Source organism: Cryobacterium sp. Hh38, from assembly GCF_004403235.1.
Lineage (GTDB): Bacteria > Actinomycetota > Actinomycetes > Actinomycetales > Microbacteriaceae > Cryobacterium > Cryobacterium levicorallinum.
On sequence record NZ_SOHD01000005.1, the window covers coordinates 41,174 to 62,501 of the forward strand.

The window sequence follows — 21,328 nt, forward strand, 5'->3', positions numbered from 1 at the left end:
ATCTGACTGACCCCGCACTGCTCAACTCGTACTCGCTCTACGCGCTGTATTCGGCGATGGGCGTCTACGCCCTCGCTTTCATCGCCTTCGCGATCGACCTCGCCCGCCGCTCGAGCGCGGTCGGCGTGATCGAGGCGGCCGACCTGGTGGAAACGGATGCCGCTGCTTCGGCCGGCGCCGCAGCATCCGCTGGCGGTACCCGCACCCTTGAGCGACCGGCCCTGAAACGGCCGGTGCTGTCCCGCCTCAGCGCGCGGATGGACAACGATGCGGCCATGCCCTACGGTCGCTCGTCGAGCCTACGAGTGGGCGTCTCGCTCACCGTGCTCGCCTGGGCACTGCACCTCGTGGCAACCGTTATGCGCGGTTTCGCCGCCGACCGGGTGCCGTGGGCGAACATGTACGAATTCGCCATGACCGGAACCCTGCTCATCATGACGGTGTTTCTGCTCGTGCTGGTGCGCTCGGACCTGCGTTTTCTGGGAACCTTCGTCACCGGCCTCGTGCTCGTGCTGCTCGGAATTGCCGCCCTGCAGTTCTACGTCGAGGTCGCCCCGCTGCCGCCGGCGCTGCAGTCGGCCTGGCTGGTGATCCACGTTTTCGTGGCGTCCCTCGGCACCGGAATGTTCGCGCTCGGTTTCGCCTTGTCGACCGTTCAGCTGTTGCAGTCGCGGCGGGAGAACCACGTGCTCGAGGGAGCTGCCGCGCCGCGCGGGGCGATCGCATCCGCTCTGCGCCTGCGTTTTCTGGCCACGCTGCCGTCGTCAGTGACGCTGGAGAATCTGTCCTACCGCATCAATATCGTCGGCTTCATTTTGTGGACCTTCACCCTGATGGCCGGCTCGATCTGGGCCGAACAGGCCTGGGGCCGCTACTGGGGCTGGGACACCAAAGAGGTCTGGACTTTCATCATCTGGGTCATCTACGCCGGCTACATCCACGCCCGTGCGACCCGCGGCTGGCGCGGATCACGCTCGGCCTGGCTGTCGATCATCGGCTTCAGCGCCGTCATGTTCAACTTCGGCATCGTCAACGTGTTCTTCAAGGGCCTGCACGCCTACTCCGGCCTGTAGCCTGCAGTCATTCGAAAGCGGGTAAACGGTTGCTTCAGCCCGTCTGAATCAACCTTTCACCCGCTTTCGCCATTCGGTTGCGCGCTATCCGGCGGCGAGGAGCGCGTGGGTGTGCGCGAGGCGCGCCAGCCACCAGTCACGGCGCTCCGGACTGGCCGCGTGCTGCGTAAGCAGAGCAGGGTCGGGGGCGACCCGGCGCACCGGAATCGCGCCGTCGACCGGGAGCAGAGGGTGGGTCGTGACGTCCTCGGCCAGCAGCGAGGCCGTGCCCAGCCCGCAGTCGAAGTACAGGCCGGGAACGGATGCGGCCAGGTGGGCGCCCATGGACAGCCCGACCGAGGTGTCGAGGGCGCTGGAGACGACGACCGGAAGGCCGGTCTGGCCGATGATCGACAGGGCGGCGCGAATGCCGCCGAGTGGCTGCGCCTTGATCACCAGGATGTCGGCGGCGCCGGCCCTCGCCACGGCGAGTGGGTCGCTGCTCTTGCGCACGCTCTCGTCGGCGGCGATCGGCACGCTCAGGTAGGTCGTGCGCTGGCGAATCTCAGCCAGTTCCGGCACGGTCAGGCAGGGCTGCTCGACGTATTCGAGATCAAAGGCGCTCAGGGCGTGAATGGCATGCTCAGCCTCATCCACGTTCCACAGTCCGTTCGCATCGATCCGGATGCGTCCCTCCGGGCCGAGCACGCGGCGCACCTCGGCGACCCGGGCGACATCGTCGGCCAGAGTCTGATCGGGGCTGGCCACCTTCACCTTGGCTGTGCGGCAGCCGGGAAAACGGGCGAGCACTTCGGCGACCTTGTCGGCGGAGACGGCGGGCACGGTGGCGTTGACCGGAATGCTCGTGCGCAGCGGGTGCGGCGAGTCCTGCCAGCCGAAATCAATCGCGGCCCGCAGCCAGTTGACTGCCTCAGCGTCGTCGTATTCGACGAAGGGAGAAAACTCCGTCCAGCCCTGCGGCCCCTCGAACAGCAGCGCTTCCCGGCTGTCCAGGCCTCGAAACCGGTCGAACAGTTTCAGGGAGACGACGTGCGCGGAACCGAGAAGCTCTTCCAAGGGGGGGACCGTGGCATCCAGTGAGGTCATCATGGATCCAGTCTGGCAGCCTCCGGCTGGGTAGTTGGTCAGAGCGAATCCTGATAGAGGTCATCCCCCTCATGATCGTGGTCGATGCCGTTCGGCTTGACATTGACCAGGGCGACCGCGATTCCGGGGGCGATGAGCAGATAGGCGTCTTGGAACCGGCCCTCCCCGCTGTTTACCCGCAACCAGTACGGCAGCCCGGCAGCGATGGCGCCGTCGATCTCCACCTGGATCGACTCGACCGAACGGCCGCCGAGGGAATAGGGCTTGCCGCCATAGACGATGTCGATGCGGTTCATGGTTCGTCCTTCGAGCTCAGTGGCGCGAACGGGGAGCGAGGTTCTGGAACGATTTGCAGGCCGCCGGAGGAGTTGGCCGTGGCCATGAGCGCCTCGATCCACTCGCGGTTCAGGGTGGGGGAGCGGCTGCCGAAATATTTGTATGCGATTGGGATGCCGGGGTGCAGCCAGATGGTGCTCCGCCCGTTGCCCGCCTGCGGGTCATCGCGCCAGGTGAAATAGAACGATTCGCCGCGCCGAAGCTTGGCTCCGACGACCACCTGGATATGCGCCAGAACTCGATCGTCGAAGTCCGCGGTGAGGATCGAGTCGTAGGTCAGCTTTCCCATGTCTCGCTCCAGCTCGCGTGCATTCGGTTGATCCTGACCCCGCTAGTCGCGCAGGTAGTGCTCCAGCCGGGGCACGTGCAGAAGAGCCAGGGCGCGTTTCTCGATTTGCCGCACGCGTTCCCGGGTGACGCCCTCGATGTGGGCGATCTGGTCGAGGGTACGGGGCTCGTTGCCGTCGAGGCCGAACCGGGCCCGCAGAATGGAGCGTTCTCGGGGCGGCAGTGTTTCCAGAAAGAAGCGGATGTCCGCGGCACGCAGGGTCAGGGTGGCGTGCTCGTCGGGCTGGGGCAAGTCGTCGTCGATGATGAGTTCAGCCATATCGCCGGCGCCATCACCGACCGGGGTGTGCAGGGAGATCGGTTCGTTGTCGTACTGCAGCAGCCGCAGCACATCGCGCACTGGAAGCTGCGCGGCCTCACCGATCTCGCGTGCTGTCGGGTCGCGGTCGAGCACGCTCGTGAGATCACGACGGATCCGCTTGATCTTATTCAGCTTCTCGGCCGTGTGCACCGGGATGCGGATCATGCGCGATTTGTCGGCCATGCCGCGGTGGATGGCCTGGCGGATCCACCAGGTGGCGTAGGTGGAGAACTTGTAGCCGGTCATGAAGTCATACTTTTCGACCGCACGCACCAGACCCATATTGCCGTCCTGAACGAGGTCCATGATGGGCACCCCGCGACCGGAATAGTGTTTGGCAATGCTGACGACCAAGCGCAGGTTGGCCTCGATGAACTGGTTCTTGGCGCGGCGCCCGTCTTGCCCGAGCCAGGCCAGGTCCCGATGCTCCACCGAATCGCGCGGGATGGCATCGCCGTCCCGCAGCAGTCGAGCCTCAGCGAACAGACCCACCTCGATGCGGCGCGCCAGATCAACCTCCTGCTCGGCGTTGAGCAGAGTCCCCTTGCCGATGCGGCGCAGGTAATCGCCGAAGGCATCCGTTGATGCGGCGCTGTAGCTGGCCGATGCCGCGGCGCGGCGCGGCGCGGCATTCGCTGCCGGGCGCGGCAGCGAAGCGGCGTTGGTGTTTCTCTCAACAGTCGTCGTCATGAGCGCTTGCCCCCGCACTGGCTGCTGCTGTCTGTGATATTCATGGCCACCTCCCCGTGTATTCCAAGTCTTTAGTACACCCCCGAAGAGGGGTGGCGATCAAGGGCTTGACATATTGTTTGGTAAAGATTACCTGAGGTTATTTCGTCTTTACAACCGTGGGTATTACGAGTTGGTGAAGCCGCAAGCTGCGCGTCCGCCCCCGTAGGCTGACAGCATGAGCGAACAGGTATCCGAAATCTTCGATGCGAGCCGATGGAAGGCCGTTGCCGGCTTTGAAGACCTCACCGATCTGACCTACCACCAGGATCTGAGCGGCCGAATCGCCCGCATCGCCTTTGACCGGCCCGAGGTGCGCAATGCCTTTCGCCCCCGCACGGTCGACGAGTTGTTCAGCGCTCTGGAAGACGCCCGGCTGAACTCGAAAATCGGCGTCGTTCTGCTCACCGGCAATGGCCCGAGTGCCAAGGACGGCGGCTGGGCCTTCTGCTCCGGTGGCGATCAGCGCATCCGCGGCCGGGACGGCTACAAATACTCCGAGGGCGAGACGGCAGCGGGCATCGACCGCGGACGCGCCGGACGCCTGCATATTCTGGAAGTGCAGCGTCTCATCCGCTTCATGCCCAAGGTCGTCATCGCGGTCATACCCGGCTGGGCGGCTGGCGGCGGGCACTCCCTGCACGTGGTCTGCGACCTCAGTATCGCCAGCGCCGAACACGGCAAATTCAAGCAAACGGATGCCGATGTCGGCTCCTTCGACGCCGGTTACGGCAGCGCCTACTTCGCCCGCCAGGTCGGCCAGAAAGCCGCCCGCGAGGTGTTCTTTCTGGCTCGCGAATACTCGGCCCAGCGTGCGCTCGAGATGGGCGCGATCAACGCCGTCGTGCCGCACGCCGAACTCGAAACCGTGGCACTGGACTGGGCTCGAGAGATTCTGACCAAGTCGCCCACCGCGATTCGCATGCTCAAGTTCGCCTTTAACGCCGTCGACGACGGGCTGGTCGGCCAGCAGGTGTTCGCCGGCGAGGCCACCCGCCTCGCTTATGGCACCGATGAAGCCGTCGAGGGCCGGGACTCCTTCCTGGAGAAGCGTGAACCGGACTGGTCGCCGTACCCGTGGCAGTACTGACGTGAGGCCGCTGCTCGCGGTCGCGCCGGAGCATCCGCTCGACTTTTTGGCCGTGCTGCGAAACGCGCTCGCCGGCAGCGGGCCGGCCGTGCTGCCGCTGTCGACCGATCGGGCTGCGGGAATGCCGGTCCTCGGCGACGTGCCGAAGCGGGTCGCCGTGGTGATCGAGACCTCCGGGTCGACGGGGGCGCCGAAACGGGCCATGCTCGCCACCAATGCGCTGCTGGCCGGTGCCGCGGCGTCGGCGGTCGCCCTCGGTGGACCGGGGCAGTGGCTGCTGGCCCTTCCGGTGCACTACATCGCTGGGGTGCAGGTGCTGGTGCGCTCGATCGCCGCCGAGACCACCCCGATCGTGCTACCGCCTGGCCACTTCGATCCGCAGAATTTTCTTCGTCTGGCCGAGACCATGACCGAGCCGCTGCGCTACACCGCGCTGGTTCCGGTGCAGTTGGCCCGGCTGCTCGACGCATCGGAGGACCCGGCCCTGCTGGCCGTGCTGCGGCGCTTCACCGCGATTTTGGTCGGCGGGCAGGCCATCCGACCCGAGCTCATCGCGCGGGCGGCCGAACTGGAGGTGCGGGTCGTGCGCACCTATGGATCGTCGGAGACGGCCGGTGGGTGCGTCTACGACGGGGTTCCGATCGGGGACACCCTCGTGCGTCTCGTCGACGGGCAGCTCGAGCTGTCGGGCGCGGTGCTCGCCGAGGGGTACCTCGACGATGCCGCGCGCACCGCTGACCGGTTCATCGTGGAGCAGGGGGTGCGCTGGTACCGCACCGGCGACCTCGGCGAGGTCGATCCCCTGAGCGGTCGCGTCACGGTGCTCGGCCGGGCCGACAACGTGATCATCTCCGGCGGCGAGAAGGTGTCCCTCGATGCCGTCGAACGGATCGTGCGGTCCTGTGTGGGCTTCGAGACGGCGATTGTGCTCGGTGGCGATGATGCCCAATGGGGCCAGGTGCCGGTTCTGGTGGTGGCCGGGCCGGAAGGCGCGGCGGCGGATCTGGCTGTCGTGGGGTCATCCGTTGTGACGCTGCTGGGGCGTGCCGCCAGGCCCGCGCGCGTCGTGCGAGTGGAGCAGATCCCGCTGCTGGCCTCGGGTAAGCCCGACCGGGTGGCGTTGGCCAGTTCTGTGTTGGCCAGTCCTGGGCCAACAAGTAGCATGGTGGCGTGGCACAAGGAGCTCGGCCGGTCAGGCCCAAACAACAAAGACTGAACCCTGCGGCGACGCTGGCGGGTGCCGCTTCCGGTGGCAAGAAAAACGGCAAGTCAGGCCATCCAGCCTTCAAAAACGTACCGCGCAAGGGGCCCGCCGCGGTCACGCCGGCCACGGCCGTAGACTGGATCGCCGGTGCGCGCCTACGCACCCTGCCACTCGCCATCGCTCCTGTGCTGCTCGGCACCGGAGCCGCCATCGTCGCGGCCGGCCCCGGCGTCTACCACCCGGTGCGCGCGCTGCTCGCCCTCGCGGTGGCCCTGCTGCTGCAGATCGGCGTCAACTACGCCAACGACTATTCCGACGGCATTCGCGGCACCGACGCTTTTCGGGTCGGCCCGGCCCGACTGACCGGCGGCGGCGTTGCCAACCCCCGTACCGTGCTGCGCGTCGCCCTGGTCTTCTTCGGCCTCGCCGCCGTGGCCGGCCTGACCCTCGTCATTCTGACCCAGTACTGGTGGCTGCTGCTCGTCGGCGTCGTCGCCCTGTTGGCGGCCTGGTTCTACACCGGTGGCAGGAAGCCCTACGGCTACCTCGGCCTCGGCGAACTGTTCGTGTTCGTCTTCTTCGGGCTCGTCGCCACCGCCGGCACCACCTACGTGCAGGTCGGCGACTTCACGACCGAGAGCGTGCTCGGCGGTGTGGCGATGGGACTGATCGCCTGTGCCGTGCTCATGGTCAACAACCTGCGGGACATCGTGCCCGACAAGGCCGCCGGCAAGCGCACCCTCGCGGTGCGCATCGGCCGCACGGCTTCCCGGGTCGTCTTCTGCGTCTTCCTGCTGCTGCCGTTCGTGATCGCCGGACTGTTCAGCCTGGTTTATCCGCTCGGGATCTTCACGTTCTTCGTGCTGCTGCTGGCGCTGCCGGCCTGCCTCATCACGGTCACCGCGACGTCGGCCAGGGAACTCCTCCTTGCGCTGAAGCTGACCAGCCTCGCGGCGCTGGCCTACGGGCTGCTACTGGGACTTGCTTTCGCGTTCTGAGTTGGTGGTTTCTTCGGCATTCAGCGCCTGGTCCTCGACCTCAGAATCCGGGTTTACCGGCTCCTTGCCGGGGTGCCGCGCCTGATACAGGTCACGCGCCACGCTCTCGCGGGACTTGCCGAGAAACAGGTAGGACAGGCACAGGCCGAGCATGGCAGCGATGACGGCCGCAGCCCAGGGCCAGAAACCGAGGGAGAGCAGGATCGCCAGCGGTACGGCAAACATCAGCACGCGCATCACGGAGTAGTACAGCCAGGGGGCCACGAATTTCATGGGCCAAGTTTAGAACGCCGCGCCTGAGCATCCGCACATGTCTCTCACGGCCAAGCGCCATAGAATCAAGACATGCCCAAGCTCTTGATCGGACTAGGACTGGCCCTGGTCATTCTCACGGTCTACACCCTCGTAGACTGCGCCGTCTTCGACCGCAAACGCATTCGAGGTTTGCCGCGCTGGGTGTGGATTTTCGTCATCGTTCTGGTACCGCTGATCGGCCCGCTGCTCTGGCTGCTGGTCGGCCACGGACGCTCCACGCCCACCACCCGGTCGTACCGATCGGTCGCTCCCGATGACGACCTCGATTTTCTGCGCGGCCTGAACGGCGGCGGCGTTGCCACAGCAACCGGCGAAAACCGGCCATTCAACGAGAAAGACCAGCAGGAGCGCATCCGTCGGATGGAGCAGGACCTCGCCGATCTCGACAAGAACGATCCGACACCGGGCAATGGTACCGGCGTAGACCCGAAGAAGGAGAAGAAGGAACCGGGCGAAGGCGAGCAGCCTGGCCGTCGGGATGCCTGAGCCGTTCAACGGTAGCCCGGCGACCGATTTTAGTTTCTCCCTTCTAAACGAATTTATACGTCTCGGGCTGCGCGACCTCGTGCTCTGTCCCGGTGCGCGTTCGCAGGCGCTCGCGCTGGCCGCGGCCGAGCTGGAACGGGCCGGCGGTATCCACTTGCATGTGCGCACCGATGAACGCAGCGCCGGCTTTCTCGCGCTCGGCCTTGCGCTCGAGACCGGTCGGCCCGCCCTTGTCGTCGTGACGTCGGGCACGGCCGTGGCCAATTTGCACCCGGCCGTGCTCGAAGCGCACCATGCCGGGGTGCCGATGATCCTGCTGACGGCCGATCGTCCGGCCGAGCTGCGCGGCATCCGTTCAAACCAAACCACCGTGCAGCCCGGCATCTTCGGCGTCGCCACCCGACTGTGCCTTGACGTTCCGGCGCCGGTCGGCGAACCCGACGAGACCGGCATTGCCCAAGCGTTGGCCCGCCAAGCGACGGATGCCGCCACCGGCGAAGGCACCGCCGCACCGGGCCCGGTGCAACTGAATCTGGCGTTTCGGGAGCCGTTGTCGGCCGCGCTTCCTGCTGGATTGCCGAGGGTGACTCCGGCTGCCCCCGTTGCACCTGCCGTCTCGACCGACGGCCCGACCATGCTGCTCGCCCCTGGACCACGCACGGTTGTCGTTGCCGGCGATGGCGCCGGTCCGGAGGCCGAAGAACTCGCCCACGCCGGGGGCTGGCCGCTGCTGGCCGAAGTGTCCAGCGGGGCTCGGTTCGGCCCGAACCTGATTGTGCACTATCGCGAGCTGCTTGGCGCCGTGGATCTGGGCGGCGAGGTCGAGCGCGTGATCGTGTTCGGCCACCCCACGCTCAGTCGAGAAATTCCCGCCCTCATTGAACGCCCCGGTGTGGAGACAATTGTGGTCGCCCCGACCGGAATCGAGTGGTATAATCCCGGCCGCTCCGCGCGCGCCTTCACCCGCTCGATTGGACCGGATGCTTCGTGCGCTGCGGCCGCGCGCACCCCGGCCGGTCGGGCGTGGCTGGGGCGCTGGGTGATGACCAGCCGGGCCCTCGCCGAGGCGGCGGCCGATGAGGGCCGGGCCCCGATCGACAAACGCGGCATCACCCGCGCCGAGCTGGCCGTGCTGCGGGCACCGCTGACCCGGGCGCTGCTCGTCGACGCGGTGTGGCGGGCGTCGTGGCCGCACGACCGGCTCGTACTCGGTGCCTCCCGGCTCATTCGGGAGGCGGACAAGCGCGTTCCCGGCAAGAAGATCACCGTGCTGGCGAACCGCGGGCTGGCCGGAATCGACGGCACCATTGCGACGGCGCTCGGAGTGGCGCTGGCCAGCCAGGCCGAACCGGAACCGCGTTCGGTCGGAGTGACACGGGTGCTAATGGGCGACCTGACGTTTCTGCACGACGTTGGCTCGCTGTTGCTCGCTCCCGGCGAACCGCGGCCGCGGCTGCAGGTCATTGTCGGAGTCGACGGCGGCGGCAGCATCTTCGACGGCCTCGAGGTCGCGGCAACGGCCCCGGTCGAGGCGATGGAACGGGTGCTGTACACGCCGCGCAGCGTCGACCTTCAAGCCCTCGCTGCTGCCTATGGCTGGGAGTACGAGGTCGCAGCCACGCGGGCCGACCTGGAGCGCGCCCTCACCGGTGCCCCGACCGGTCCGGCCATCCTCGAGGTTTCGCTCGTTCGCTGAGTCTGTGTCGCGCGGGGCTCGGCTGCCGCGAGCTAGCCGAAGGCCTCGACGATCGGGCGAAACTTCATCTTCGTCTCGGCCAGCTCGCGGTCGGGGTCGGAGTCCAGCACGATGCCGCAGCCGGCGTAGGCGGTAATGCCGCCCTCGGGGGCGACTTGGGCGCAGCGCAGGGCGATCGCCCATTCACCGTCGCCGTCGGCGCCGACCCAGCCGACCGGCCCGGCGTAGCGGCCGCGGTCGAACGGTTCGAGCTCGCGAATGAGGCTCAGGGCTTCGAGGGTCGGCGTTCCGGCGACCGCGGCCGTCGGATGCAACGCAGCGATCAGGTCGAGCGAGGTCGACCCGTCGCTCAGCGTGCCCTCGAGGTCGGTCGCGAGATGCCACAGGTTCGGCAGCTTCAGCGTGAACGGAATCTCACTGGTCGCGAGCACCGAGGTGTGCGGGCGCAGCGACTTGAGCACGCTCTGCACGGCGAACTCGTGCTCGTCGCCGTCCTTCGACGAGGTCGCCAGGGTCAGGGCCGCCTCGCGGTCGTCTTCGGCATCCGCTCCCCGCGAGATCGTGCCGGCCAGCACCCGGGCATTGACCGAGCCGTGGTCGGCGCGAATGAGGGTTTCCGGGCTCGACCCGATGAGGCCGTCGACGGCGTAGGTCCAGCAGTCCGGGTAGCCGAGCGCGAGCTTGCTGATGGCGCGGCGCAGGTCGGACTCGGCCGGCACTCGCCCGACCAGGTCGCGGGCGAGCACGACCTTGTTGACCTGTTGCGCGCGAATGCGTTCGATGCCGGAGCTGACCGCGGTGCGAAAGTCTGCGGGGGGTAACGCTCCCGGGAGCAGCGCGATGCGATACTCGTCGCCGAGCGGATGCAGCGCGAGCGGGTTCGCGCCGGCGCTCTGGCCGGTCACGTGAATGCGCGTCACCCAGCACTGGCCGTCTTCGCGGCCGACGATGATCTCGGGCACGATCAGCACGCTGGTCTGCGCGGAGGACTCGTCGAAGGCGAACGCACCGAATGCCAGCAGCCCGGTGCCGGTGCGGGCCAGCGGGTCGGTCACGGTGGCCAGCGCGACGACTTGTTTCCACGCCGCCGCAGCATCCGTCATGCGGGTCGGGCCGGAGAATTCGAGCCGCAGCGCGCAGCCGATGCCGGCCAAACCCTGGTTGCGACGCATCCAGAGCAGGGGCGTGCGGCCATCGAGCAGCAGGATCAGTTGGCGGATATCGGCTATCGGGGAGGTTTCGACCGTCAAGGCCTGCACATTCACTTCTGTAGCCTACGCCCGCGCCGCTGCTCCTATACGAACGCGTACCCCGGCAACCATGCAGTTTCGCCCCGCCCGCGCGACCTAGAATGATGGGGTGAATAGAGCAGACCTGAACAAACGGCCCGCGCAGGTGGCTGCCATGTTCGACGAGGTGGCCGCCCACTATGACCGCACAAATGCGTTGCTGTCGGTCGGCAACGCGTCGCTCTGGCGCCTCGCCACCACCAAGGCCGTCAACCCGCAGGCGGGGGAGCGCATTCTGGACATCGCCGCCGGCACCGGAACGTCCAGCGCAGCCCTCGCCCACAGTGGCGCCCACGTCGTCGCCGCCGACTTCTCGGCCGGCATGATCGAGGTCGGCAAGACCCGTCACGCGCACAACCCGAACATCGAATTCGTGCAGGCCGACGCCACGGTGCTTCCCTTCAAAGACAACGAATTCGACGCCGTCACCATCTCCTTCGGGCTGCGAAACGTGGTCGAACCGAAGAAGGCGCTCGCCGAGTTCTACCGGGTGACCAAGCCCGGCGGCCGCGTCGTCATCTGCGAGTTCTCGACCCCGCCGCTCACGCTCGTGCGCCAGAGCTATTTCGCCTACCTCAACCACGTGATGCCGCGGGTCGTGCGGCTCGCCTCGTCGAACGCCGAGGCCTACGACTACCTGGGGGAGTCCATCGCGGCCTGGCCGACCCAGCCGGTATTAAGCGGATGGCTGCGCTCGGCCGGCTACTCCAGCGTCGCCTACCGCAATCTCACGCTCGGCATCGTGGCGCTGCACCGTGGAACCAAATCCTGATCAACTCGATAGGCTGACTTACGTGAAATCCAGAGCCCCCGTGATCCGACGCAGCGCGTCGGTGACTAGCCAGGCGGGCCTCGGCGATCGTATCTTCTCGACTTCCGCCGATCGTGGCCTGGCCGCGAACATCGATTCCGGCATTGAACAGGTCGAAGACGCCCTGCTCGCCGAACTGGTCTACGCCAACGAGATCGCCACGGTCACCAGCCGCTACCTGCTCAACGCGGGCGGCAAACGGGTGCGTCCCATGCTTGCGCTGCTCACCGCGCACCTGGGCGAGGGCATTGTGCCCGACGTGGTCACCGCTTCGACGGCCATCGAACTGACTCACCTCGCCTCGCTCTACCACGACGACGTAATGGACGATGCCGACAAGCGTCGCGGCGTACCGAGCGCCCAAACGGTGTGGGGCAACTCCATCGCTATCCTCACCGGGGACCTGTTGTTTGCCCGTGCCAGTCAGCTGATGGCCCGGCTCGGTGAGCGCGCCATCAAGCTGCAGGCGACCACCTTCGAGCGCCTCGTGATGGGCCAGTTTCAGGAGACGGTCGGCCCGCGCGCCGGCGACGACCCGGTCGAGCATTACATTCAGGTGCTCGCAGGCAAAACCGGCTCGCTCATCGCGGCAGCCGCGCAGGGCGGGGTGGTGTTCTCCAACGCTCCGGCCGAGTTCGAGCAGCCCGTCGTCGACTTCGGCGAGAAGATCGGCGTGGCCTTTCAGCTCATCGACGATGTGCTAGACCTGTCGCCGCAGCCGCAGGAGACCGGCAAGGTGCCGGGAACGGACCTCCGGGCGGGAGTGGTGACGTTGCCGCTGCTTCGGTTGCGGGAACGCGCCGTGAGCGATGGGGCATCCGCTGATCTGCTGCAGCGACTCGAACGCGACGTCATGTCGGCCGGCGCTGAACAGGGTGAGGCTGCCGATGCGGCCATCACCGCGCTGCGCGAGCACGCCGTCACCGCCGAAACCCTCGCCGAGGCGCACGGCTGGGCCCGCGACGCGGTAGCTGCCCTCGCCCCGCTGCCGAAGGGCTCGGTTAAGAAAGCTCTCACCCGATTCGCCGAGACCATCGTCGAGCGCTCCAGCTAGAGCGTGTTGGGGCTTGCCCCGACTGCTCGCGCAGTAAGGAAACTTCCGTGACCAAATTGAGACTGGCTATCGTCGGCGCAGGCCCGGCCGGCATCTACGCCGCCGATATTCTGCTCAAGGCTGAGCGCAACTTTGAGGTCTCGATCGACCTGTTCGACCACCTTCCCGCGCCGTATGGGCTGGTGCGCTACGGCGTCGCGCCCGACCACCCGCGCATCAAGGGCATCATCACCGCCCTGCGCGGGGTGCTCGACAGCGGCGATATTCGCGTGTTCGGCAACGTGCGGTTCGGTGTCGATATCACCCTCGACGACCTCAAGAAGCACTACAACGCGGTCATCTTCGCGACCGGGGCCGTGCAGGACGCCGACCTCAACATTCCCGGCGCCTCGCTCGACGGTTCCTACGGCGCAGCCGACTTCGTCAGCTGGTTCGACGGTCACCCCGATGTGCCGCGCACCTGGCCGCTCGAGGCGCGCGAGATCGCCGTGATCGGCAACGGCAACGTGGCCCTCGACGTGTCCCGCATGCTGATCAAGCACGCCGAGGACCTGCTTCCGACCGAGATTCCCGGAAATGTGTACGACGGGCTCGCGGCGTCACCGGTGACCGACGTGCACGTGTTTGGGCGCCGCGGGCCGACATCCGTTAAATTCACGCCGCTTGAGCTGCGCGAGATCGGCGAGTTGAACGACGTCGACATGATCGTCTACGACGAGGACTTCGACTACGACGAAGCCGCCAAGGATGCCGTCGCGAGCAACAAGCAGGTTTTCGTGATCGACAAGACGCTGAACGCGTGGCGCGCCCGCGAGACCGGCACGGCCAGCCGCCGCCTGCACCTGCACTTCTTCGCCAAGCCGGTCGAGGTCGTCGATGACGGCACCGGCCGGGTGGCTGCGTTTCGCTGGGAACGCACCATAACGGATGCCGCCGGCGGCGTCGTCGGCACCGGTGAGATTCGCGAGATCCCGGTTCAGGCCGTGTACCGGGCGGTCGGCTACTTCGGGTCGGAGCTGGCCGACGTGCCGTTCGACAAGAAGCGCGGTGTGATTCCCAACCGCGAGGGTCAGGTGCTGCGGCGTGACCCCTCGGCCGGGACCGGCGGGCTGTTCAACCAGCAGATGTACGGCGTCTACGCGACCGGCTGGATCAAGCGCGGGCCCGTCGGCCTGATCGGCCATACCAAAAGCGACGCGATGGAAACCATCAAGCACCTGATCAATGACCTCGGGAACTGGTGGCGGCCCGAGTCGCCGTCGGAGGAGAGCATCGTGGCGCTGCTCTCCGATCGCGGCGTGCGCTACACCGGACTTGACGGCTGGCACAACCTGGACCAGCACGAGCTCGCGCTCGGTGAGGCGGCCGGCCGCATCCGCATTAAGGTCGTCGATCGCGACGAAATGGTCGCGGTCTCCCGCGCGGAGTAGCCCGCGCCGCCCCTCTCTTCTGACCGGGCCCGGGCCCGGAAACCGGGCCCATGATCCATCATGGGCCCGGTTCCATAAGGTGGGCCCGGCGACCAAAATGGTGCGGGAGGTGCGGGAGGTGCGGGAGGTGTGGGCGCGCGGCTAGCGGAAGTTCGTGAACTGCAGGGCCACGTCGAGGTCCTTGCCCTTGAGTAGGGCCATGACCGCCTGCAGGTCGTCGCGGCTCTTCGAGCTGACCCGCAGTTCGTCGCCCTGAATCTGACTCTTGACGCCCTTGGGCCCCTCATCGCGAATGATCTTGCTGATCTTCTTCGCGTTCTCCTGGTCGATCCCGGCCTTCATCGACGTCTCGATGCGGTACTCCTTGCCGGAGGCGAACGGCTCGCCGGCATCGAGGCTGCGCAGGGAGATGCCGCGCTTGATCAGCTTGGACTCGAACACCTCGAGGATCGCCTTGACGCGCTCCTCGGTGTTCGCCTTCATGAGCACCTTCTCGCCGCTCATCGCGATCGAGGCCCCCACGTTCTTGAAGTCGTAGCGCTGCGCGACTTCCTTGTGCGCCTGGTTGAGGGCGTTGTCGACCTCCATCGGGTCGACCTTGCTGACGATGTCGAACGTTGAATCTGCCATTCCCCCATGGTATCTGACCCGCGAGAGCGCACGAAGTGCGCGATTAGGTACTCCAAACGCGCTCTCGCGTTACTGATAGGCGTTTGATAGGCCACGGATGCCTCGGGCATAGACAGCGTCCTTAGGTTCGTTGTAGCGGCACAGTGAACAACGTGCCGAAGGTGAATATCTGAGGAGAACAATGAAGCTGCGCACACGCATCCGTCAAATGAAAGCCTGGTGGTGGGTGCTCAGCGGCGGCGTCATCGTGCTCGCCCTGATCGGCGGCGGGGCCTGGTGGTTCATTGCCGCCCAGCCGACCCGTGCCGAGGCCACCCCGGCCACCCAGACCGTTGCCGCGAGTCTCGAGACCATGCAACAGAGCGTCACGGTGAGCGGCACCCTCACCCCGACGGTGCAGGAAGAGGTGTCCTTCGCGGCATCCGGAAACGTCACCGGGGTGAACGTGGCCGCCGGAACGGTGGTCCAGGCGGGCGACGTGCTCGCTACCGTCGACACCCTCACCGTCGACGCCGAGCTGCTCGCGGCCCGCGCCACCCTCGCCTCCGCTGCAGCGAAACTGGCCGACAGCGAGGTTGCGAGTGACACAAGCACGGCCGACCTGGCCCAGATCGCCGCCAACGAGGCCAGCGTGACCACGGCACAGAACGGTGTCGATGAGGCCCTGGCCGCGCAAGCTGCCGTCACACTCACCGCGCCGGTCGCCGGACTCATCACCGTGGTCAACGTCGCCGTCGGCGAGGCCGTCTCGGGCGGAAGCACGACCGACGGCGCAGCGGGCGGCGGCGCAGCGGCCGGAACGGCGGAAACCGGCGCCGGCGCGACGACCACCGCCAGCAGCGCCGCCTTCACCATCGTCGGCACCGACTCCTGGACCGTCGACTTCACCGTCGGTGAAACGGATGCCGCCCTCATCGCGGCCGATAACCAGGTCGAATTGGCGCTCGATGACGGCACTGAGTTTTTCGGCACCGTCTCCGAGGTCGGCCTGCTGCCCGCAACGAGCACCGGTGTGGCCGCCTACCCGGTCGTCGTCGTGGTCACCGGATCCACTGAGGGCCTCTATGACGGCGTCGCGGTGACCGCGGACATCGTGTACGAACGCCGCACCGACGTGCTGACGGTGGCCAGCGCCGCTGTGACCAGCGTGGATGGGGCATCCGTTGTGACCGTACTGGACGCCGACGGTAACGAGGTCTCGACGCCGGTCACCGTCGGGGCCACGATCGGCGACCTCACCGAGATCACCGAGGGACTCGCCGAGGGCGACGAGGTCGTCATGGCATCCTTCACCCCCGGCAGCGGCAACACCGGCACCGACCGCACCGGCATGATGCCCCCCGGCGACATGCCCACCGGCGACTTTCCGGCCGGTCAGATGCCCGGAGGTCCCGACAATGGGTGAGCAGTCGAAATCGGATACCTCGGTCATCGAATTGCGTAACGCCGGCAAGACCTACCGCTCCGGCAGCATCGAATTCGAAGCGCTCACGGGCATCGACCTCGCCATTCATGAGGGCGAATACGTCGCCATCATGGGGCCATCGGGGTCGGGAAAGTCCACGATCATGAACATTCTCGGCTGCCTCGACACCCTCAGCCGCGGCGAGTACCGCCTCGGCGGCACCGACGTGAACGATCTCGACGAGGTGGAACTCGCCGAGATTCGCAACCGCCAGATCGGGTTCGTGTTTCAGGGCTTTAATCTGCTGTCGTCGCTGACGGCCTGGCGCAACGTGGAATTGCCGCTGATCTATGGGGGAGTGCCGCGGCACGAGCGCAAAGCCCGCGCCGAGCAGGCGCTCGACCGGGTCGGTCTCGGTGACCGGTTCGAGAACCGGCCGGGCGAGCTTTCCGGCGGACAGCAGCAGCGCGTGGCCGTGGCCCGCGCCCTGGTCGGTGAGCCGACCATGATTCTGGCCGATGAACCGACCGGAAACCTCGACTCGGTGTCGACCCAGGACGTGCTCGCCCTATTCGACGAACTGCACGCCCGCGGCCGCACCATCGTGCTCATCACGCACGAGCTCGAGGTCGCCCGCCGGGCCGCCCGCATTGTCTGGGTGCGCGACGGCGAAATTCTCCGGGACGAACTGACCGAGGAGGTTGCCGCATGAGCTGGCTCGAATCCTTCCGCACCAGCTGGAGCGCTGTCTACTCGCACGCACTGCGGTCGATCCTTACGGTGCTCGGAATTCTGATCGGAATCGCCGCCGTCATCCTCACCGTCGGCCTCGGCCTCGGCACCCAGAAAGACGTCAGCGCGCAGATCAGTTCGCTCGGCAGCAACCTGCTGATCATCGCCCCCGGCAGCAGCACCGACACCGCCGGCCTGCGCGGCGGCTTCGGCTCGACTTCGACGCTGACCATAGCGGATGCGCAGGCGCTTACGTCGAGCGTTAACGCTCCCGATATTTCCGCGGTCGCCGCCGAAAAGACCCTGTCGCTGTCGCTCGAAGCGAATGATACGAACTGGACGACATCCGTTACCGGCACGACCACCTCGTGGGTGGACGTGCGCGCCCGCACTCTCAGCATGGGCGCGTTCATCAGTGACGACGACGAGGAAACCTCGGCCGCGGTCGTGGTGCTCGGCCCTGAGACCGCCGACGAACTATTCGGCACCCAGCGGGTGGTCGGCCAGTCCGTGGTGATCAGCGACAAAACGTTCCAGGTGATCGGGGTGCTCGACTCCGCCGGGTCGGATTCCTCGGGCAACCTCGACGATATGGCCATCGTGCCGTTCTCGACCGCGGCGAGCGCGCTGGTCGGCGGCACCGAAAGTTCCGCCGTGTCGACCATCTACCTGCAGGCCGCCAGCGACACTCAGCTTTCCGCCGCGTATCAGGAGGCCGAAACCCTGTTGCTGAACCTGCACTCGATCACCGACAGCACGGCCGCCGACTTCACCATCAGCAGCCAGGACGCCCTGGTGAGCACCGCAACGGCCGTTTACGAAACGCTCACGATTCTGCTCACCGGCGTCGCGGCGCTGTCCTTGCTGGTCGGCGGCATCGGCGTCATGAACATTATGCTCGTCTCGGTCTCGGAGCGCACCCGCGAGATCGGCCTCCGCAAGGCCCTCGGGGCGCCGCCGGGCGCCATCCGCCGGCAGTTTCTGATCGAGGCGGCCATTCTCGGCCTCAGCGGCGGACTGCTCGGCGCGATACTCGGGGTCACCGCGGCCCTGCTGTTGCCGGGTGTGATCGGCAGCTCGATCGTCGTCTCGCCGGCCGCGGTCGGGCTCTCCATCGGCGTCGCCATCGTGATCGGCCTGAGCTTCGGCGTCTACCCGGCAGCTCGGGCCGCCCGCCTCGCTCCCATTGACGCCCTGCGCAGTGAATAACTTCCATGCTTTCGAACGAAATGAGACCACTGACATGATGAAACTCAAGCGCCGGGCGGCATTCGCGGGCGGGGCGCTCGGCCTCGGCGGCGTGCTGCTGCTCTCGGGCTGCGCCGGCACCGACGGCACGGCGGCCGCGGCCAGCACGACGGACACGTCAACGGAACAGCAAGCCAGGGTCGCGCCCGGCCTTACCGGCGAGATCGCGGCTCTGACCGGGCAAACCTTTCAGCTGCAGGACAGTGATTCCCAGACCGCGGTGACCTATTCCGACGCCACGACCTTCACCTCGACGCTCGCCGCGACACTGGCCGACGTCAGCGTTGGCCAGTGCGTGAATCTGTCGAGTGCGGCAGCGGCCGACGGCACGGATGCCGCAACCGTCCCGACGAGCGTCGCCGTCACCGACGCGGTCGACGGCGCATGCGCGTCGGGCCTGGGCGAACTGGGTGGCGGTGGCATGCCCGGTGGCACGCCACCGACCGATATGCCGACCGATATGCCAACCGATCTGCCCGAGGATATGCCGATGGGTGCCGACGGGACCGCCCCGACTGGTATCCCGACCGATCTGCCAGCGGATGCCGGCGGCTTCGGTACCCGCACGACCGGCCTTGTCACCGCGGTCACCGCAACCGCCATCACGGTCGCTTCGACCGACGTTGACGGTGTGGTGGCGAGCGAAACGGTGACGGTCGACGACTCGACCAGCTACACCAAGACATCCGCTTCTGATGCGTCGGCGCTTGCGGTCGGACTGTGCGCGAGCGCCCAGGGCGAGGCCGACGACACCGGAAGCTTTGCAGCTAGTGCTGTCGCACTCTCGGTGACCGGCGACGACGGCTGCGTGAGCGCCATGGCCGGCTCCGGTGGCCGAATGGGTGGCGACGCAAATGAGTAAGCGCACCGCGACCAACACGAGCGCGGCGGCATCCGCTGTGCAGCACCAGCCATCCGCCAAGAAGCTGCGGGCAGCCCGGCAGAAGCACCGGCGCTTGCTCGCTGTGGGAACGGTCACGGCCGTGCTCGTCGCCTCCGGCGGCGGCGTCGCTTACGCCCTGACCCGTGCCGAGGGCGGCGACTACAGAACGGTCGCAGCCGCGCTCGGTTCGGTCAGCGAATCGCTCGACCTGGTCGGGACCCTGGCCTCAGCCAGCCGCAGCGACGCATCGTTTTCGGTCGCCGGCACGGTGAGCAGCGTGGCCGTGAGCCTGCGCGATACGGTGACCGCCGGGCAGACCCTCGCCACCCTCGACGTTGCTAGCCTGAACGACGCGATCGCCGAGGCAGAGGCGAATATCGCGAGCGCCCAGCTCACTCTCGAGAGTGACCTCGACTCGCAGACGGCGACGAGCACGACGAGCACAGTGACAACGGATGCTGTGGCCACCTCGACGACGTCTGCTGCGTCGGGTGCCGGCGCTGCCTCGGGGGCCTCCTCTGCTTCGACCTCTGCTTCGACCGGCGAGGTCTCGGCCGCTATGGCGGAAGCCGTCACGGCGGTCGGCGCCGCGCAAGCCGCCCTGCTTGCCCAGTACGACGTGGCCGTGACCGCGCTCGCCGCGACCGACGTCGCCATCGCGTGGACGACCGACGTCGCCATCGCGTGGACGACCGACGTTTGCCTGCCCTTCCTAGAGGCCGCGTTCGACGAGGCTGCGGCGGATGAGACCGCGGAAGCGACCGCGGATACGAATGCTGACACAAGGGTGGATACGACGACGGACACGACCGCCGACACGACCGCCGACACGACTGCAGATGCGACCACCGGCACGACCGCCGACACGACCGCCGACACGACTGCAGATGCGACCACCGGCACGACCGCCGCTACCCCCCTGACTGCAGCCGAGAAGCTTGCGGCCGCGAAGCTCGCCCTCGCCGACTGCCAGAGCGCCATCACCGCCGTGCTCGCCGGCCAGACCGCGACCAACGAGGCTCAAGTTGGCGTGCTCACGCTCGTCGATGACCTCAACCAGTCCGTCAGCGCGCTACAGAAAGCGGTAGCCGGCACGGCGAAGTCCGGATCGACGGGGAGTGCCGCCGCCACGGTTCCGAGCACCAGCGCGAGCAGCGGATCAAGCGCCGCGTCGGCGACCAGCGCGGCTGCGACATCCGCTGCCGAAGTGCCGAGCACCACCGCGGGTGGCGCTGCGGCCGCAACGGTCGCCTCGGCCGAAACCATTGTGGCCGACCAGGCCGAGATCGACGCGGCCGTTGCGGAGCTGGCGATCGCTGAGCGCAATCTGACGCTGGCGGCGCTGACCAGCCCGATCGCCGGTACCGTCGCGGCTGTCGCCCTGGCGGTCGGTGACAGCGTCACGGCGTCATCGTCCAGTGCCGTGATCACCATCATCGGTGAGGACGGTTTCGTGGTGAGCACGACCGTCTCGCTCCCCGACATCGCCGGGGTCGTCGTCGGCCAAAGCGCAGCCGTCGATGTCGCAAGCGTTGACGACGAGTTGTCCGGAATGGTCAGCTCGATCGGAATCCTGAACGTGTCATCGTCGTCAACGCCGTCCTATACGGTGCAGATTGCGCTGGGGAGCACCGACCCCGCCCTGTTGAACGGCGGCTCGGCCGCGGTCGCCGTTGCGGTGGCGAGCCTCGACGAGGTGTTTACCGTGCCGACTTCGGCCGTGCACCTAGCCGATGCGATTTACACGGTCGATCTGCTCGAGAATGGCGTTTCGATGAGTACCGAGGTGACGGTGGGTGCGGTCGGTTCCGAACTGACCGAGATCAGGTCGGGAATCGACATCGGTGACACGGTGATTCTGGCCGATCTGAATGCCGCCATCGCCAGCTCCGAGACCGAGACCGAGAGCGGACTCGCGGGCCTCGGCGGCGACACGTCGACCGAGCTGCGCACCCCGCCGGCCGGTATGGTTGGGCCGCCCGCCGGGTAGACGCCCGCCTTGTCAAACGTGCTGATTTCTCGGTGAGGCGTTTCGTCTTGTATTGTTAACCCCGCGTCTCCGGTCAAGTGATTACACCTGGTCGGGAGCGCCTGGCGAGTTACCCAAGCGGCCAAAGGGATCTGACTGTAAATCAGACGGCGTAGCCTTCGTGAGTTCGAACCTCGCACTCGCCACGAGCAGAA

General features: G+C 67.0%; 21 protein-coding genes and 1 tRNA gene. 15 read left to right on the forward strand and 7 right to left on the reverse strand.

The genetic code is table 11. The annotated features are described in order from the left end of the window. The first annotated feature begins 56 nt into the window (after positions 1-56). Positions 57-1,073, forward strand: a complete 1,017-nt coding sequence (ccsB, locus tag E3T41_RS02055; RefSeq protein WP_092448486.1) for a c-type cytochrome biogenesis protein CcsB — start codon at positions 57-59, stop codon at positions 1,071-1,073. An 84-nt stretch (positions 1,074-1,157) separates the two neighbouring features. Here ccsB and E3T41_RS02060 read toward each other — a convergent pair whose 3' ends face one another. Genes E3T41_RS02060 through E3T41_RS02075 form a run of 4 tightly spaced genes read right to left on the reverse strand, consistent with a single transcriptional unit; the run spans position 1,158 to position 3,834 of the window. Beyond that, positions 1,158-2,162 carry an o-succinylbenzoate synthase gene (locus E3T41_RS02060; RefSeq protein WP_233194915.1) on the reverse strand — a complete coding sequence of 335 codons (1,005 nt, stop codon included), beginning with the start codon at positions 2,160-2,162 and terminating at the stop codon, positions 1,158-1,160. Positions 2,163-2,197: 35 nt separating this feature from the next. Beyond that, positions 2,198-2,455, reverse strand: a complete 258-nt coding sequence (locus E3T41_RS02065) for a hypothetical protein (RefSeq protein ID WP_134477091.1) — start codon at positions 2,453-2,455, stop codon at positions 2,198-2,200. Further along, positions 2,452-2,784 carry an ATP-dependent DNA ligase gene (locus E3T41_RS02070; protein ID WP_092448425.1) on the reverse strand — a complete coding sequence of 111 codons (333 nt, stop codon included), beginning with the start codon at positions 2,782-2,784 and terminating at the stop codon, positions 2,452-2,454. Before E3T41_RS02070 ends, E3T41_RS02065 begins: the two co-directional genes overlap by 4 nt. 42 nt (positions 2,785-2,826) lie before the next feature. Beyond that, positions 2,827-3,834 (reverse strand): RNA polymerase sigma factor RpoD/SigA, encoded by a 1,008-nt coding sequence (locus E3T41_RS02075; RefSeq protein WP_092448424.1) that lies wholly within the window; start codon positions 3,832-3,834, stop codon positions 2,827-2,829. A gap of 217 nt (positions 3,835-4,051) precedes the next feature. Between E3T41_RS02075 and E3T41_RS02080 the strand changes: the two genes are divergently transcribed. The 3 genes from E3T41_RS02080 to E3T41_RS02090 are packed head-to-tail and all read left to right on the forward strand — an operon-like array spanning position 4,052 to position 7,165. Next, the gene (locus E3T41_RS02080; protein WP_092448423.1) at positions 4,052-4,963 is read left to right on the forward strand and encodes a 1,4-dihydroxy-2-naphthoyl-CoA synthase; all 912 of its coding nucleotides are present in this window, start codon (positions 4,052-4,054) and stop codon (positions 4,961-4,963) included. After that, positions 4,926-6,179: an AMP-binding protein gene (locus E3T41_RS02085; protein ID WP_241990997.1), complete on the forward strand. Its 1,254-nt coding sequence runs from the start codon at positions 4,926-4,928 to the stop codon at positions 6,177-6,179. Before E3T41_RS02080 ends, E3T41_RS02085 begins: the two co-directional genes overlap by 38 nt. Beyond that, the gene (locus tag E3T41_RS02090) at positions 6,134-7,165 is read left to right on the forward strand and encodes a 1,4-dihydroxy-2-naphthoate polyprenyltransferase (protein WP_370256896.1); all 1,032 of its coding nucleotides are present in this window, start codon (positions 6,134-6,136) and stop codon (positions 7,163-7,165) included. Before E3T41_RS02085 ends, E3T41_RS02090 begins: the two co-directional genes overlap by 46 nt. Here E3T41_RS02090 and E3T41_RS02095 read toward each other — a convergent pair. Then, positions 7,139-7,438 (reverse strand): DUF4229 domain-containing protein, encoded by a 300-nt coding sequence (locus tag E3T41_RS02095; protein ID WP_092448422.1) that lies wholly within the window; start codon positions 7,436-7,438, stop codon positions 7,139-7,141. The two genes, E3T41_RS02090 and E3T41_RS02095, sit on opposite strands and share 27 nt — an antisense overlap. A gap of 72 nt (positions 7,439-7,510) precedes the next feature. On the opposite strand from E3T41_RS02095, the gene E3T41_RS02100 reads away from it, so the two are divergent. Together E3T41_RS02100 and menD are read left to right on the forward strand one after the other, a co-directional pair. Next, positions 7,511-7,966: a PLD nuclease N-terminal domain-containing protein gene (locus E3T41_RS02100; protein ID WP_134477095.1), complete on the forward strand. Its 456-nt coding sequence runs from the start codon at positions 7,511-7,513 to the stop codon at positions 7,964-7,966. Then, positions 7,959-9,662, forward strand: coding sequence for a 2-succinyl-5-enolpyruvyl-6-hydroxy-3-cyclohexene-1-carboxylic-acid synthase (gene menD, locus E3T41_RS02105; protein ID WP_134477098.1), 1,704 nt, complete (start codon positions 7,959-7,961; stop codon positions 9,660-9,662). Before E3T41_RS02100 ends, menD begins: the two co-directional genes overlap by 8 nt. 32 nt (positions 9,663-9,694) lie before the next feature. Here menD and E3T41_RS02110 read toward each other — a convergent pair whose 3' ends face one another. Further along, positions 9,695-10,927, reverse strand: coding sequence for an isochorismate synthase MenF (locus E3T41_RS02110; RefSeq protein WP_241990998.1), 1,233 nt, complete (start codon positions 10,925-10,927; stop codon positions 9,695-9,697). 94 nt (positions 10,928-11,021) lie between these two features. Between E3T41_RS02110 and ubiE the strand changes: the two genes are divergently transcribed. From ubiE to E3T41_RS02125, 3 genes are read left to right on the forward strand one after another with little or no spacing between them, the layout of a single operon-like run. Next, positions 11,022-11,723, forward strand: coding sequence for a bifunctional demethylmenaquinone methyltransferase/2-methoxy-6-polyprenyl-1,4-benzoquinol methylase UbiE (gene ubiE, locus E3T41_RS02115; RefSeq protein WP_092448419.1), 702 nt, complete (start codon positions 11,022-11,024; stop codon positions 11,721-11,723). Positions 11,724-11,745: 22 nt separating this feature from the next. Next, positions 11,746-12,816 carry a polyprenyl synthetase family protein gene (locus tag E3T41_RS02120; protein ID WP_233194921.1) on the forward strand — a complete coding sequence of 357 codons (1,071 nt, stop codon included), beginning with the start codon at positions 11,746-11,748 and terminating at the stop codon, positions 12,814-12,816. A gap of 47 nt (positions 12,817-12,863) precedes the next feature. After that, positions 12,864-14,246 (forward strand): FAD-dependent oxidoreductase, encoded by a 1,383-nt coding sequence (locus E3T41_RS02125; RefSeq protein WP_092448418.1) that lies wholly within the window; start codon positions 12,864-12,866, stop codon positions 14,244-14,246. A gap of 141 nt (positions 14,247-14,387) precedes the next feature. On the opposite strand, the gene E3T41_RS02130 is transcribed toward E3T41_RS02125, so the two are convergent. Further along, on the reverse strand, positions 14,388-14,876 hold the full coding sequence (locus E3T41_RS02130) for a YajQ family cyclic di-GMP-binding protein (RefSeq protein ID WP_092448417.1): 489 nt from the start codon (positions 14,874-14,876) through the stop codon (positions 14,388-14,390). Between the two features lie 181 nt (positions 14,877-15,057). Here E3T41_RS02130 and E3T41_RS02135 point away from each other — a divergent pair, with 181 nt between their 5' ends. The 6 genes from E3T41_RS02135 (at position 15,058) to E3T41_RS02160 (ending at position 21,319) form a co-directional block, all read left to right on the forward strand. Further along, positions 15,058-16,281, forward strand: a complete 1,224-nt coding sequence (locus E3T41_RS02135; protein WP_134477101.1) for an efflux RND transporter periplasmic adaptor subunit — start codon at positions 15,058-15,060, stop codon at positions 16,279-16,281. Further along, positions 16,274-16,993 (forward strand): ABC transporter ATP-binding protein, encoded by a 720-nt coding sequence (locus E3T41_RS02140; RefSeq protein ID WP_134477104.1) that lies wholly within the window; start codon positions 16,274-16,276, stop codon positions 16,991-16,993. The genes E3T41_RS02135 and E3T41_RS02140 overlap by 8 nt, the downstream gene beginning before the upstream one ends. Then, positions 16,990-18,222, forward strand: coding sequence for an ABC transporter permease (locus E3T41_RS02145; protein ID WP_134477107.1), 1,233 nt, complete (start codon positions 16,990-16,992; stop codon positions 18,220-18,222). Before E3T41_RS02140 ends, E3T41_RS02145 begins: the two co-directional genes overlap by 4 nt. A gap of 34 nt (positions 18,223-18,256) precedes the next feature. After that, entirely contained in the window at positions 18,257-19,123 is an 867-nt protein-coding gene (locus E3T41_RS02150) for a DUF5666 domain-containing protein (protein WP_134477110.1), read from the forward strand. Beyond that, on the forward strand, positions 19,116-21,134 hold the full coding sequence (locus E3T41_RS02155) for an HlyD family efflux transporter periplasmic adaptor subunit (RefSeq protein ID WP_134477113.1): 2,019 nt from the start codon (positions 19,116-19,118) through the stop codon (positions 21,132-21,134). Before E3T41_RS02150 ends, E3T41_RS02155 begins: the two co-directional genes overlap by 8 nt. Positions 21,135-21,237: 103 nt before the next feature. Continuing rightward, positions 21,238-21,319: transfer RNA gene (locus tag E3T41_RS02160), tRNA-Tyr, on the forward strand. Positions 21,320-21,328: the final 9 nt, after the last annotated feature.

Excerpts from the sequence above, each read along its gene's own strand:
- E3T41_RS02100 (WP_134477095.1), top strand. The coding sequence starts at position 7,511 with ATGCCCAAGCTCTTGATCGGACTAGGACTGGCCCTGGTCATTCTCACG.
- E3T41_RS02155 (WP_134477113.1), top strand. The coding sequence starts at position 19,116 with ATGAGTAAGCGCACCGCGACCAACACGAGCGCGGCGGCATCCGCTGTG.
- E3T41_RS02060 (WP_233194915.1), bottom strand. The coding sequence starts at position 2,162 with ATGATGACCTCACTGGATGCCACGGTCCCCCCCTTGGAAGAGCTTCTC.
- E3T41_RS02135 (WP_134477101.1), top strand. The coding sequence starts at position 15,058 with ATGAAGCTGCGCACACGCATCCGTCAAATGAAAGCCTGGTGGTGGGTG.
- E3T41_RS02150 (WP_134477110.1), top strand. The coding sequence starts at position 18,257 with ATGATGAAACTCAAGCGCCGGGCGGCATTCGCGGGCGGGGCGCTCGGC.
- E3T41_RS02080 (WP_092448423.1), top strand. The coding sequence starts at position 4,052 with ATGAGCGAACAGGTATCCGAAATCTTCGATGCGAGCCGATGGAAGGCC.
- E3T41_RS02140 (WP_134477104.1), top strand. The coding sequence starts at position 16,274 with ATGGGTGAGCAGTCGAAATCGGATACCTCGGTCATCGAATTGCGTAAC.
- ccsB (WP_092448486.1), top strand. The coding sequence starts at position 57 with ATGGGCGTCTACGCCCTCGCTTTCATCGCCTTCGCGATCGACCTCGCC.
- E3T41_RS02075 (WP_092448424.1), bottom strand. The coding sequence starts at position 3,834 with ATGACGACGACTGTTGAGAGAAACACCAACGCCGCTTCGCTGCCGCGC.
- E3T41_RS02065 (WP_134477091.1), bottom strand. The coding sequence starts at position 2,455 with ATGAACCGCATCGACATCGTCTATGGCGGCAAGCCCTATTCCCTCGGC.
- E3T41_RS02070 (WP_092448425.1), bottom strand. The coding sequence starts at position 2,784 with ATGGGAAAGCTGACCTACGACTCGATCCTCACCGCGGACTTCGACGAT.
- E3T41_RS02095 (WP_092448422.1), bottom strand. The coding sequence starts at position 7,438 with ATGAAATTCGTGGCCCCCTGGCTGTACTACTCCGTGATGCGCGTGCTG.
- E3T41_RS02145 (WP_134477107.1), top strand. The coding sequence starts at position 16,990 with ATGAGCTGGCTCGAATCCTTCCGCACCAGCTGGAGCGCTGTCTACTCG.
- E3T41_RS02130 (WP_092448417.1), bottom strand. The coding sequence starts at position 14,876 with ATGGCAGATTCAACGTTCGACATCGTCAGCAAGGTCGACCCGATGGAG.
- menD (WP_134477098.1), top strand. The coding sequence starts at position 7,959 with ATGCCTGAGCCGTTCAACGGTAGCCCGGCGACCGATTTTAGTTTCTCC.